Genomic DNA, 13,460 nt, shown 5'->3' with positions numbered 1-13,460 from the left:
ATGACCCTGGAAATGCGCATCGGACTCGGGCAGTTCAATGTGCTCACCGACGAGAAACTGGCCTACATCAAGCAGCTCGGCGCCGACGACTTCCTCATGAACACGCCGAAACTGCCGGGCGAGAAGCGCTGGGAGCTGGAGGACCTGGTCGACCTGAAGAAACGGGCCGACAACGCCGAACTGCGCCTGATGGCCCTGGAGAACGTCCCCATCCCCTTCTACGACAAGGCCATGCTGGGGCTGCCGGGCCGCGACGAACAGATCGAGCACATGAAGTACACCATCCGCAACATGGGCAAGGCCGGCATTCCCATCCTTGGGTACCACTGGATCCCCAGTTCCGTCTGGCGGACGCCGGACCCCGCCGTGCTTCGCGGCCGGGCTACGGCCACCCGGTTCGATTTCGAGGCCCACCGGGACGCGGAACCCACCTTCGGCCGGATATTCACGGCAGACGAGATGTGGGACAACTACGCATACTACATGTCGAGGATCTTGCCGGTCGCCGAGGAAAGCAACGTCAAGCTCGCACTGCATCCCGACGACCCGCCCATCCCTATGCTGGGCGGCGTGGCGCGGATCTTCAGCAGCTTCGAGGGCTTCAAGCTGGCCATGGACACCTTCGACAGTCCGTACCACGGCCTGGATTTCTGCATGGGATGCTGGTCGGAAATGGGAGGTCACGACTACGTGATCAAGGCCGTGCGGCACTTCGGCGGCGCCGGAAAAATCATCTACGTCCATTTCCGCGACGTGCAGGGGAACGTGCCCTGTTTCAACGAGTGCTTCATCAACGAGGGGAACGTGGATCCCTACGAGGTCATGCGGACCCTGAAGGAGGTCGGGTTCACCGGGTTCATGATCACCGACCACGTGCCCCGTTTCGTAGATGACACCGACTGGCATCACCGGGGGCGCGCCTACGCCATCGGCTACATGACGGCCATGCTGGAGATGGTGAACAAGCTGCGGCCCGCCTAGCCGTCACCCGCCTAGAGCGAAAACCAGTAGTTGAACTTCAAGAGGAAGATGTTCGAGGGATAGGTGTCGAACAGGTCGTTCAGGTCCTGCCCTGCGGCGAAATCGCCCGTGCCGCCCGAGCGGCTGCGCTGCTGCTGCCACACGAGGAACAGCGTCGAGCCCGGCGTATACTCCCACCGCAACACCAGGTTCGATCGGAACTGTAGGAAGTTGAAGTCCGGATCGTCGAAGGAGTAGTCCGTCCGGCCGTCCACATTCTCATCCACGCGGTAGGCTTCGTCTGAATCGTCATAGGCCAGCTGGCCGTCCGAAAGCAGTTCGAAACGGTCCGCGAACCGGTCGGCACGCGGGTTGGTTATCCGCTTGAACCGGTCGTAGCGTCCGGCCGAGATGTAAGGCTGTCCGTAGTATTGGATGGACATGTTGTTGGTGATGCTGTAGTTCATCCGGATACCGATCCCCAGCGTCTTCTGGTCGACGCGGCCCAGCAGGTAGCGGTCAGCCAGGGAGGCCTGGTCCACCTGTGAGGCCGGGCCCGTAAAGCCGTCGTCGTCGAATGTTTCATTGGACACGAACTGCAATTCGTTTCGGGCGGTGTCGAAAAACGGGTTGATGCGGATATTCATGGCGTTACTTGGCCGGTACCGCATGGACAGGTACACCCAGCTCGAGCTTCCCGCGTCATCTCGGCGCCAGTTTTGGCCGCCGCCAAAGCCGAAACTGAGCGGCTTGCGTCCATCGGTGTCGACGTCGAAGTTGAATTCCACGTTGCCTGGTGATTTCAGGGCCGGCCCGCCGCGCAGGGCGGTGGTGGACAGACCTTCGATCTCCGAGTTCACATTGAACCATACCCACCAGTAGTTGTTGAACTGGCCGCCCCCGTTGATGTTGCCGCCCAGGAACTTCCGATCCCCGCCGAAGGTGAAGCCCTGCCACTGGTTCAGGAACAGGTTATACTCGCGAAAGATCCGGTTCGGTTTTTCCGACCGGTAGCCGAACCAGCTGTTCTGCATGAATACGTCGGCCTGGCGCAGGAATCCCACGTCGTTCAGTTCGAGGCCCGGCGACCGCCAGGTGCCGCCGATGCCCATGTTCCACGGGCTGTTGCCCGACCGGCCCACGCTGAAGCTGCCGCCATGGCCGCTCAGCGTGGTCAGCGTGGAGTCGAGGGCAACATAGTCGGCGTCGGGGCGCTGGTAGTACCGCGCGGAATTGCGCTGCACGCGGGTAATCGCCTCCGGTTCGCCCCGGATGTGGCTGAACGACATGCTCGCGTTAAGCCAGTAGGTCCGGTCGCTCCACTGGTGGCGGAAATCGATCCCGCCCGTGTAGGCCGCCTGGTTGAGGAAATCGAAGTGGGCCTCGTTGTTGTTCCGGTTGGTCGCCGTGAGCATCGTGCCCAGCGACGAGCCCCCGTCGTTGAAGTCCTGCTGAAGGCGCGCGATCAGGTAGTTGGTCAGCGGTTCCACCGACTCCTCGCTCCGCGCGCCCTTCGTGTCTATCCGGGCGGCAGTTTCCGCGGTCACCGCGTCCACGATGCCGATGGACAGGCCCCCCGGTGTCTTGCCGGTGATCTTCGCGGCGGCGAGTATGGGCGTATTCCGGGGCTTATCCATGGTCTGACCGTCTGAGAGGTCCGGGCTACGCTGGGGAGACCGGCCGATACGCCGCGAGTAGAACAGCCGGTCGTTCCAGAAAGGACCGCCGCCGCCGACCTGGAATTCAGTGATGTTCTTCCCTTCGACGAAGAGGGGCCGCCGCTCTTCGAAGAACAGCTCGAAGGCCGACAGGTTGACCCGCGAAGGATCCGCCTCGACCTGGCCGAAGTCGGGGTTCACGGCCAGGTCCATGGTAATGTTCCCGGCGAGCCCGATCTTGCCGTCCAGTCCGATGCGCCCGTCGGCGCGCTGGCCGTCGCGGAAGGGGTTCTGCGCTTCGGCCTGGAACCGGTTGAGGTCGCCTACCATGTAGGGCAGGATCTCGATCCGGTGGGAAGACTCGATCCCTTCAAGACCGCGCAGTTCCCCGAACAGGCTGACCCAGCCCGGCGAATTCCGGTGGATGTGCTGCCAACCTGAACGCTCCTCGCGGCGGTACAGCCTTCTTTGTACCTGAAGGCCCCAAATCTGTCCCTCCTCGCCGGAGAACCGCAGCTGGCTTAAGGGTATGCGCATCTCGGCAAGCCATCCCTCTTCGTCGATGGTAGACGCGCCGAACCATACGGGGTCCCAGCTCGAGTCCCAGTCGTTGCCGTCGTTCGATATGGCCTCGTCGCCCCGCCCGCCTGAAGCGGTCAGCGTGAAGGAAAAAGCCGTGCGTTTGTCGTGGTAGCTGTCGAAATGGATCTCCACCCAGTCGTTGTCCCAATCGTCGCGCCGGGTTACGCGGTGGGTAATCTGGTCCGGTTCGGTATCGAAGGCCCGGATCAGCACGTAGAGGTTGTGATCGTCGAAAAGGATCTTGAAGGCCGTCTGCTGTGTGGGTTCCCCGCCGTCGTCCGGATCCAGCTGGGTAAAGTCGCCGGACCACTCCACGTCGTTCCAGGCCGGATCATCGCCCCTGCCGTCGATGTCCGGGGGCAGCGACGTGATGTGCCGGGTATTGTACACCCGTTTCTCCAGCGCCGGTTGGCGCGCTTCGGATTCCGCGGGTCCCACTATGATCAGGGCGGACAGGATGATCGTCCACCGATGCAGTCTGTTCAGAAACAAGGTATGTCCTCCAACCATTTTGGGGTCCTCGCCGACCATCGATTCACGCGCTGCATCTAAGACAGGGAAACGACCTGAATGGTTGCGTTTTTTCGTGCCCCCGGGTCTCACGCGGTGATTTCGAACGGCGAGACGTACTGCATACATTCTTTCGGTCCATCCTATTCACAAAACCTGTCCGATTTTCCCCTGCGCGGATGCACTTGTGATTTCTCTCCGGCCTCTACACGGCTGGCGGCGTGCGCCTGTGTGTACACACTTGACCGTTCACCTCGCCGACGGCGTGTGCCCGCACGCGTGCGCCCATATCAGAATATGCTTTTGCCTATCGGGAAATACGGCTGCATATTACCGTTCAGGCGGCACCATTGCCGTCCGTCGCGCCGTGCGGTCTTTCGCCGCTACGCGCGGCTGCACCCCGCACCCAGCAGCACGCGGAGACCCCACATGCCCGCCGGTCGACCGAACGTACTCTTCATCATGACCGACCAGATGCGGGCGGACTGTATGTCCGGCGTCGGCCACCCCGTGGTCCGGACGCCCCACCTCGACCATCTCGCTTCTGAAGGCGTCCTCTTCCGGCGGGCCTACGTGCAGTCGGCGGTCTGCGGTCCCAGCCGCATGTGCTTTTACACCGGCCGGTATCCCCACGCCAACCGGTCTCCCTGGAACGAAGTGCCCCTGCCCGTGGACGAGAAGACCATGGGCCACTTCTTCGGCGAGGCGGGTTACCGGGCGGCGCTCTGCGGCAAGACGCACTACACTCCCGATCCCTTCGGCGATCCCGGGGCGCAGCCTGAACAGGGGATCCGCCGCGCGGCCCTGGCCGGGCTGGAAACCTGGGAGCTGAACGAATCCAGGGGGGAGGGCTGGCTGGCCCATCTAAGAAGCAAGGGGTACGCCGCCGACGTCGTCGCCGATCCTTTCGCGGTGGAAATGCCCGCAAATGCCGACCGGGATCGTTCCGCCTACCCCACGCGATTCAGGCGGGAGGACAGCGATACCGCCTTCATGACGGACCGGGCCATGGCCTTCATGGACGACGCCGGGGATTCGCCTTGGTTTCTGCACCTCTCCTACTTCAAGCCCCACCTGCCCATCGTGGCGCCCTATCCTTACAACGCGCTGTACGACCCCGCCGATTCCCCCGCGCCGAACCGGTCTCCGGAGGAATTGGAGCATCCCCATCCCTTCCACGTCCCCTACCGGATCGAAAGGGGCGGCGTGGCCTACGACGACGAAGACGTGTGGCGGCAGCGAAGGGCGACCTACTACGGGTTGATTACGGAGATCGACGACCACCTGGGCAGGCTGTTCGGTTTCATGAAGGACCGGGGTCTCTGGGAGGACACGCTGATCGTCTTCACGTCCGATCACGGCGAATACGTGGGCGACCACTGGATGTTCGAGAAGGAGCTCTTCTACGACGAGGCGTACAACGTGCCCTTCATCGTCCGCGATCCCCGGCCCTGCGCGGACGCCACGCGCGGGAGGACGATGAACGAGTTCGTCGAGTCCCTGGACGTCCTGCCGACCTGCCTGGAAGTCTGTGGAATTGGCGGAACGGATGGTCATGGCGGTGCCGGCGGACCCAACGCACCGGGCGCACCGGGCGGAGCGGGCGCACCGGGCGCACCGGGCGGACACAGCGCACCGGGCGCACCGGGCATGCCGCCCGCCCTGCAGGGCCGGTCCCTCGTTCCCCTGCTGCGGGGCGAACGCCCGGCCGACTGGCGCGAAGCGGTCTTCGCGGACTGGGATTTCCGGTTCTACTGGACGCCGAAGAAACTCGGCATCCCGCCCGAGAAATGCCGGGGATGGATGGTGCGGAACGACCGGTTCAAGTACTGGCACTTCAACGGCATGCCGGACGTGCTCTTCGACCTGGCACGGGATCCCGGCGAACTACGTAACGTGGCCGAAGATCCGCGTTACGCTGACGCGGTCCGGGACCTGCGCGTGAGACTGCTGGACTGGCGCATGTCCAACGAGGACGTGAGCCGGGTCGCGTGGACCTATGCGCGCCGCCCCGGATTCGGGCGCGATCCCTTCACGGCGTAAGCGGTCCTGCTGGTCCGTCCGATCCGCCTGGTCTGCCCGGTCTGCCTGGTCCGCCTGGTCTGCCTGGTCTGCCGCATAGGTTACGGAGCCGATATGAGCCGGTTTTTCTTCCTCGCCAGGAGATTCGTCGCGGGAGAATCCCTCGAGGCCGCGGTCGACGTCGTCCGGTCGTTAAACGACGACGGGCTCGACGTGACCCTGAACATGCTCGGCGAAGCGACCCGTGAACGGGAAGAGGCGGACGAGGCCGTCCGCCAGTATCTCGTCATGCTGGACCTGATCCGTGACGGCGCGCTCCAGGCCAATATCTCCGTCAAGCTCACCCACCTGGGACTGGATATAGACGAAGCGTACTGCGTAGACAACCTGGGCCGGATCCTGGAAGCCGCCGGTGAACGGGACATCTTCGTCCGGCTGGACATGGAAGGCTCGCCCTATACGCAGCAGACGCTGGATACCTTCTACAATCTGTACGACCGTCACAGGAACTCCGGCGTGGTGATCCAGGCCATGCTGCTGCGCAGCCCCCACGACATCTTCGTGCTCAACAAGATCGGAGCCCGTGTGCGGCTGTGCAAGGGATCCTACCGGGAGCCCTCCGACCTGGCCCTTCAGCGGATGCCCAACATCCGCGGCGCGTTTCTTTCCATGACGGAGCAGCTCCTGCGGGACGGCCACTATCCCGCATTCGCGACGCACGACGATTACCTGATCGAGGGCGTGATACGGTATGCCGAGCAACTGGAGGTCCCGCGGGACGGCTTCGAGTTCCAGATGCTCTACGGCCTGCGACCGGGGTTCCAGAAGGAAATGCGCGCAAGGGGCTTCCACATGCGCGTCTACGTGCCCTTCGGAACGGAGTGGATGCCCTACTTCTACCGCAGGCTCAGGGAGCGCAAGGAGAACGTATGGTTCGTCCTGCGGAACCTGGTCCGAAGCTGAGGCCGATTGCGGCAACTTACACTTTCCATTCGAGGTCTAAGCAGGTAGGCGCGATGACCTCACGTTATTCATTCCGGGGTTCTTCGCGATAAACCTTCAGCTTACCGGATGGGAGGTGCATTATGTTTACGCTCGCGTATAGAGTTCTTGCTGTTGCCGCCGTACTCATCCTGCTGCCCGGCGACCTGACGGGTTTTCACCGGGACGCATTCGCAGAAGTCAGGCATTACGCTAAAACGGTCGCATTCGAACCGGGCGGCCACCTGGACATAGAAATCGGCAGGGGCAGCCTTGAACTGTCGTCATGGGATCGTAACGAGGTGGAAATCGTCGCCCGTATCGAGTCACCCTTCGAAATCAACCCCGACTACGCGAGTAAGATCGTATCGGCGTTGAGCATCGAAGTGGAGGGATCCGGACGATCGTTGCGGATCCGGTCCGACTATGACGATATTCCCAGTTACAAACGATGGTTCATCAGCATCCGCCATATCCCCTATGTCCATTACGAAATTCGAACGCCGCGTCGTATCCATCTGGATTTGGACGTCCGCCATACGGACACGAGGATCCAGGACGTGGAAGGCGCGATTCGCATCAATGCGCACTACAGCGAGGTATCGGGAACGGACTGGACGGGCTTGTCGCGCCTGGACCTGGATCACGGCACGCTTCGGCTGACGGAGTTGGAAGGCGCCGTCGAACTGGACGCGAGACACGCGGATGTGCGCATGGAAGCAACGCAACTCAGCGGCGATACGCGGATACGCGCGCACCGGGGCCGGACGGTACTGTACCTTCCCCGCCATCAGGGACTCGACCTCTACTCCGACGTCAGCCACCAAAGCGACCTGGATTCCGATTTCGAGATATCGACCCGGGTGTCAAAACGCGACGAAGGCATCATCGCCGGCACGATCAACGGGGGTGGCGCGTTGCTCGAACTTCGCGGCGACCATACCAGATTCCGATTGAGAAGAAGCGATCCGTAATCCGGATCATAGACGCCCTCCACCATGACCCCTCAGCACGCCGTCCCGGTACCTCGACCGGGAGCGGCGTGCCCGCGGCACCGCTCCCTGACCCGCTCCCGCGAGACGATACGGGTCTGCCTTCCTGGGGCACGCCGAGGCTCGTGCACCATTTCTGCGGTATAATCATTGACAACGCCGCGGCCGTAATACCATATAAATTGTAAACCATTCACGGCCTTAACATATGGCGTGACGATCGAGTACAAGGCCTGGGCGTGCACCAGTCCAGGACGTGTACCAGTCTGACCCGCGGATTCAACATCCGCATCGACAACAGCGATACCCGTTTCGGCAGACCCATGGCGCAGTCTCGGAAGTGAACCGATCGAGGGGCCATGCTCATCCTCGGAATCGATACCTCCTGCGATGAAACCGCGGCCGCTGTCGTTCGCGATGAAACGACGGTCCTGTCCAACGTAATCTCCTCGCAGGGCATACACGTCGAATACGGGGGCGTCGTGCCGGAACTGGCCTCCCGGGCCCACCTGGCCCTTCTGCTGCCCGCGATCGAATCGGCCCTGCAACTGGCTTCCTGCGAACCCGATGGCCTGGACGCAATCGCCGTGACCTACGGCCCCGGACTGGCGGGCTGTCTGCTGATCGGACTTTCCACGGTCAAATCCATCGCGATGGCCATGGGCAAACCCCTGGTCGGCGTGAACCACATCGAAGGCCACGTGTACGCGGGGCGCCTGGCGGACGGGGAACTCGCCCCTCCCTTCATCGCGCTTGTCGTATCGGGCGGACACACGCAGTTGGTGCTCGTCGAGGACTGGGGCCGTTACAACATCCTGGGCAATACGCGCGATGATGCGGCCGGCGAGGCCTTCGACAAGGTCGCCAGGCTGATGCGGATCGGGTATCCCGGCGGTCCCGTCATCGACCGGTTGTCGCGCGAAGGAGATCCCGGGTTCCTGGATTTTCCCCGGACCTACCTCGATCCCGACGGCTTCGAGTTCAGTTTCAGTGGTCTGAAGAACGCCATACGCATGTATCTTTCGGGACAGACCGAAGCGGAGATCGACCGCGACCGCGCCCACATCGCCGCGTCCTTCCAGGAAGCCGTCGTAGACGTGCTGGTCGACAAGTCCGTGGCCGCCGCTTCGGCCGCCGGAGTGGACGCCATTCTGATCACGGGAGGCGTGGCGTGCAACAGCCGGCTGCGCGAGCGGATGACGGAAAAAGGCGCCGAATCGGGGCTCCGGGTAGTCTATCCCCCACCCATTCTGTGCACGGACAACGGCGCCATGATCGCGGCGGCCGGAGCTTACCGGTTTCGCAACGGGCAGCGGGACGGACTTTCGCTTTCCGTCCAGCCCCGCGCGCGCCTGGCGGATCTAACCGGCGCCGGGATGAACGGTGGGACAGCGCGGCCATGAACCGTATCGCGTCATTCTTCAGGTTCGACGAACACAACACGGACTGGCGGACCGAGGCCACCGGCGGCCTGACCACCTTCATGACGATGGCCTACATCGTGGCGGTAAACCCCGCCATGCTGTCGGAGGCGATGGGCCAGGCGTTGTTCGGAGAACTCCTGTTCGCCACGTGCGCGTCCGCCGCCATCGGCACGCTTTTGATGGCGCTGCTGGCGAACTACCCCTTCGCCCTCGCGCCCGGCATGGGGCTGAACGCTTTTTTCACCTATACCATCGTACTGGGCATGGAAGTGGGCTGGCGTATCGCGCTCGCCGTGGTGCTGGCGTCGGGTCTCCTGTTCCTGTTGTTGACCGTACTGCGCGTAAGGGAAGCCATCATCACCGCGGTGCCCGAACCGCTCAAACGCGCGACGGCCGGGGGGATCGGGCTGTTCATCGCGTTCATCGGTCTCAGGAACGCCGGCATCATCGTGGACGATCCGGTCACCCTGGTCGACCTGGGGGACGTACGTTCCTGGCCATTCGTGCTGACGCTTGTCGGTCTGGCGGGTATCGGCGTCATGCTTGCCCGGGGCATTCGAGGCGCGATCCTGCTGGGTGTCGCAGGAGTCGCTTTCCTGGCCATGATCATCGGCGTGGTTCCCTGGCCGGCCGGCGTGGTCAGCCTGCCCGCCTGGCCCGCAACCCTCTTCGGGGAGGCGATCGTCCACCTGCCGTACACCCTGGACACGATGTTTCTCCATCTCGTCTTCGCCTTCCTGTTCGTGGACCTGTTCGATACCATGGGCACGCTGGTCGGTCTCTCGGAGCGCTCGGGTTTCCTGGACCGCCAGGGCCGGCTTCCCCGGGCCAACCGCGCGCTGCTGGCGGACTCTGTCGGAACGGTTTTCGGCAGCGTGCTGGGCTCGTCGACCGTGACCACCTACATCGAGAGCGCCACCGGCATATCTTCCGGGGCGCGTACGGGATTCGCCAGCCTGGTCGTCGCCATCCTGTTCCTCGGCACGTTGTTCGTGGCCCCGCTGGTCGAATCCATACCGGTTTTCGCCACCGCGCCGGCCCTGATCGTAACGGGCGTGCTGATGATGGCCGCGGCGGCGCGGGTGAACTGGAGCGACGCGACGGAAGCGGTCCCCGTGTTCCTGACGTTGATTTCGATCCCGTTGACCTTCAGCATCGCCGACGGGCTGGCCGTGGGTTTCGTCGCCTATCCGGTCATCAAGAGACTGAGCGGCAAAGGCGCGGACGTGCATCCACTCGTCGACGTCCTGGCGCTTGTGTTTATCGCACGTTACGTTTTCATGGAGTGATCTGAAGTTTACGGGCCTGTTCCAGTGGCCTCCATTCACCACCAGCTACCGTGGGGAGGTATTCATCATGCGCATTACGAGCGTGGTTCTGCTCTTGCTGTTCAGTGTATGGCCGGCGGCGGCCCAGGAAACCGGCAGCCTGGCCGGCAGAGTCGCCACCGATGACGGCATGGCGTTGTTCGGCGCCAATATCACTGTCGCGGGCGACGCGATCGAAGGACTGCGGGGAACGACGACCGACGGCGAGGGGGCGTTCCGCATCGACGGCCTGCCGCCCGGCGTCTATGAAGTGACCGCTTCCTTCCTCGGTTACGAATCGGTCACCACGGCCGGCGTAATGATCAGCGGCGGCCAGACCACCACGCTGGACGTCGGCCTGGCGGCTACGACGCTGATCGGCGAGCAGGTCGTGGTTTCCGCGTCGCGCAAGCAGGAGAAGCTGCTCGACGCGCCGGCTTCCATATCCGTGGTGGAGCTGGACGAGATCATGGACCGGCCGGTCCTGTCGGTTACCGACTACATCAAGGACCTGAGCGGCGTGGACCAGGCCAAGGTCGGCGTTTCCCAGAGTTCCACCGTGATACGGGGATTCAACCGCACCTTCACCGGATCCCTTCTGCAGATGGTGGACAACCGGATCGCGCGCATCGCCTCGCTCCGGCTCAACATGGGCAGTTCCATACCCCTCACGAGCGAGGACATCCAGCGCATCGAAGTCGTCCGCGGTCCGGGGTCAGCCCTTTACGGCCCCAACAGCGCCAACGGGGTCATGCACATCGTGACCCGGTCGCCCATCGGTTCGGAGGGCAACGCCTTTTCCCTGTACGGCGGCGAACGCAGTCTGCGCAAGGCGACCTTCCGGCACGCCAGCAGCGTCGACGGGAAAATGGGGTTCAAGGTTTCCGGCGAGTACTCGAAGGCCCGGGAGTGGGCATACGAAGACCCCGCGGAGGTCATCCCCCGGGACAACGACAACGAACGCCTGCTCGGCGAAGTCCGGGTCGACCTGCGTCCGACCGACGACCTGTCCATCATCGGGTCGGCGGGGTATTCCCGGATCAAGGCCGTTCAGATGACCGGGCAGGGCGCGGCCCAGGCCGTCGACTGGTCTACCCGGTTCTTTCAGGCCCGCTCGCAGTACAAGGGATGGTTCGCGCAGATCTTTCTCAACATGAACGACGCGGGCGATACCAAGCTCCTGCGTACCACCCAGCCGATCGTGGATACCTCGCGGCTGACCGTGATGCAGCTCCAGCACAACCTTGCAGTGGGCGGCCGTCAGCAGTTCACTTACGGCGCCGACGTGCTGCTGACCCGGCCCAACACCGGGAACACGACCCACGGTCAGTTCGAAGACCGCGACAACCTGGACGAATACGGGCTGTACGTGCAAAGCGAAACGACCCTGAACGACCAGGTCAGCCTGATGCTGGCCGGCCGGCTGGACGAACACAGCAAGATCGAAGACCCGGTGTTCTCGCCCCGGGCGGCCCTGGTCTACAAGCCTTCGACGGAGAGCACGCTTCGGCTGACGTACAACCGGGCCTTCGGCACACCCAGTTCCGTGCATTACTTCCTCGATCTGATCGCGGGTTCCGATCCGTTCGGCCTGGGCGCGAACTTCGCCGCCCTGGGTCTGGGTCCGGACCGCACCATCGACCTGCGCACGCAGGGCGTCAACTCGCAGTTCACGTTCCGGCGCGGAGACAACGGCCTGCCCATGTACCGGTCGCCCTTCGCCCCCGTCGCGGGGCTGCCCGCGGACACCTATCTGCCCATGAACGATCCGGCCAGTACCAATCTCCTCTGGGGCGTGGCACGCGGGGCCGTGCTGGCGCAACTTACGCCGCAGCTCCAGGGGCTTGCGGTCCCCATCATCACGCAGTACCTGATTTCGCTCGGTCTTCCGGCTCCGAACGCCGCGCAGCTGGCGGCCCAGCAGGCGGCGCAACTGGCCGCCGCGTTCCCGGGCGTCATCCCGTCCGCCCTGCCGGGGCTCACGAATTCGCTGGGCGTACTGGACACGGGGACGGGTTCCTTCAATCCCGTCGATCCGGCATCGGTCAGGGACGTCGACCCGATGAGACCGTCCATTACCGAGACGTTTGAAGTGGGTTACAAGGGCGTCGTCGGCAACAAGCTGGTGCTGACCGCGGATTTCTACCGGAACAAGATTCACGATTTCATCAGTTCCATACACATCGTGACCCCCAACGTGTTCCTGGATCCCGGTCCGCTGGCCTCGGCCCTTGGCGCGGGTATCGCGCAGCAACTGGCCCTGCCGGAGAACGCGCAGCTGGCCGGGGCGCTCGCGGTGATCGATGATCCGGCCACGGGCGTGGGCGGCGACGGAAACGGGTCGCCGGTAGACGAGCTGACCCGGATCTTCGTGGGCACGGCGGCTGCGATCCCCTATGGCACGGTGACCCCGGAGGAAGCCACCGACCCCAATGCCGTGATGCTGACCTACCGCAACTTCGGTGAAGTTTCGTACTACGGCGCGGACCTCGGGTTCTCCTATTATCCCAGCGATACCTGGAACCTGTCGGGCAGCTATTCCTTCATCAACGAGAACCTGTTCGAGAAAGTGGACGGCATCGACGACATTCCATTGAACGCGCCAAAGCACAAGCTGTCCCTGGCCATCGGCCTGAAGCCGTCCGGCCTGCCGCTCAACCTCGGCGCACGCATGCGTTATCGCGGCGCTTTTGAAATGGCCGACGGGGTCTACGTCGGCGACGTGGAATCCCATACCGTCGTGGACGTGAGCGCTTCCTATGATTTCTCGAAGGTCACGTTCAGCGTGGAGGCCAGCAATCTGCTCGACAAGGAATACCAGGCCTTCGTCGGAGCGCCGATGATCGGGCGCCTGGTCATGGCGGGTCTCGCGTTGCGATTCTAACCGCATTCGGCCGATAATTCGCTTGACAAATCCGCGTATTTTCTTATTCTATAAGTAATTACGCACACAAGAAAAGACTGGCCGCGCCGACGCGAAACGGAAGTCGAAACCGCACCGGCGCGGAGTCTGTAATACCCACG

At 63.2% G+C, this 13,460-nt stretch carries 8 protein-coding genes; 7 read left to right on the top strand and 1 reads right to left on the bottom strand.

Features of this window, described 5'->3' with window-relative positions:
* Positions 1-981: a TIM barrel protein gene (locus tag F4Y38_11355; GenBank protein ID MXY49874.1), complete on the top strand. Its 981-nt coding sequence runs from the start codon at positions 1-3 to the stop codon at positions 979-981.
* A gap of 11 nt (positions 982-992) precedes the next feature.
* On the opposite strand, the gene F4Y38_11350 is transcribed toward F4Y38_11355, so the two are convergent.
* Positions 993-3,839 (bottom strand): carbohydrate binding family 9 domain-containing protein, encoded by a 2,847-nt coding sequence (locus tag F4Y38_11350; GenBank protein ID MXY49873.1) that lies wholly within the window; start codon positions 3,837-3,839, stop codon positions 993-995.
* Here F4Y38_11350 and F4Y38_11345 point away from each other — a divergent pair.
* The 6 genes from F4Y38_11345 to F4Y38_11320 all read left to right on the top strand — a co-directional run bounded on the left by F4Y38_11345 (position 3,771) and on the right by F4Y38_11320 (position 13,320).
* A complete protein-coding gene (locus tag F4Y38_11345; protein ID MXY49872.1) occupies positions 3,771-5,753 on the top strand; it encodes a sulfatase-like hydrolase/transferase in 1,983 nt (660 codons plus the stop codon). The two genes, F4Y38_11350 and F4Y38_11345, sit on opposite strands and share 69 nt — an antisense overlap.
* A gap of 93 nt (positions 5,754-5,846) precedes the next feature.
* Positions 5,847-6,695, top strand: coding sequence for a proline dehydrogenase (locus tag F4Y38_11340; GenBank protein ID MXY49871.1), 849 nt, complete (start codon positions 5,847-5,849; stop codon positions 6,693-6,695).
* A 122-nt stretch (positions 6,696-6,817) separates the two neighbouring features.
* On the top strand, positions 6,818-7,687 hold the full coding sequence (locus F4Y38_11335; GenBank protein ID MXY49870.1) for a hypothetical protein: 870 nt from the start codon (positions 6,818-6,820) through the stop codon (positions 7,685-7,687).
* A 377-nt stretch (positions 7,688-8,064) separates the two neighbouring features.
* Complete coding sequence (tsaD, locus tag F4Y38_11330) at positions 8,065-9,108, top strand: tRNA (adenosine(37)-N6)-threonylcarbamoyltransferase complex transferase subunit TsaD (protein MXY49869.1); 1,044 nt, start codon at positions 8,065-8,067, stop codon at positions 9,106-9,108.
* Positions 9,105-10,418 (top strand): NCS2 family permease, encoded by a 1,314-nt coding sequence (locus tag F4Y38_11325; protein ID MXY49868.1) that lies wholly within the window; start codon positions 9,105-9,107, stop codon positions 10,416-10,418. The genes tsaD and F4Y38_11325 overlap by 4 nt, the downstream gene beginning before the upstream one ends.
* 67 nt (positions 10,419-10,485) lie before the next feature.
* Positions 10,486-13,320 carry a TonB-dependent receptor gene (locus F4Y38_11320; GenBank protein ID MXY49867.1) on the top strand — a complete coding sequence of 945 codons (2,835 nt, stop codon included), beginning with the start codon at positions 10,486-10,488 and terminating at the stop codon, positions 13,318-13,320.
* Positions 13,321-13,460 lie beyond the last annotated feature (140 nt).

Source organism: Gemmatimonadota bacterium (assembly GCA_009838645.1).
GTDB lineage: Bacteria > JAAXHH01 > JAAXHH01 > JAAXHH01 > JAAXHH01 > JAAXHH01.
The sequence above is the reverse complement of the archived record's forward strand: the minus strand, read 5'-3'. Positions and strand labels throughout refer to the sequence as shown.

Coding starts and splice junctions, on each gene's coding strand:
- F4Y38_11355 (MXY49874.1), top strand. CDS start 1: ATGACCCTGGAAATGCGCATCGGACTCGGGCAGTTCAATGTGCTCACC.
- F4Y38_11345 (MXY49872.1), top strand. CDS start 3,771: ATGGTTGCGTTTTTTCGTGCCCCCGGGTCTCACGCGGTGATTTCGAAC.
- F4Y38_11350 (MXY49873.1), bottom strand. CDS start 3,839: ATGTATGCAGTACGTCTCGCCGTTCGAAATCACCGCGTGAGACCCGGG.
- F4Y38_11340 (MXY49871.1), top strand. CDS start 5,847: ATGAGCCGGTTTTTCTTCCTCGCCAGGAGATTCGTCGCGGGAGAATCC.
- F4Y38_11335 (MXY49870.1), top strand. CDS start 6,818: ATGTTTACGCTCGCGTATAGAGTTCTTGCTGTTGCCGCCGTACTCATC.
- tsaD (MXY49869.1), top strand. CDS start 8,065: ATGCTCATCCTCGGAATCGATACCTCCTGCGATGAAACCGCGGCCGCT.
- F4Y38_11325 (MXY49868.1), top strand. CDS start 9,105: ATGAACCGTATCGCGTCATTCTTCAGGTTCGACGAACACAACACGGAC.
- F4Y38_11320 (MXY49867.1), top strand. CDS start 10,486: ATGCGCATTACGAGCGTGGTTCTGCTCTTGCTGTTCAGTGTATGGCCG.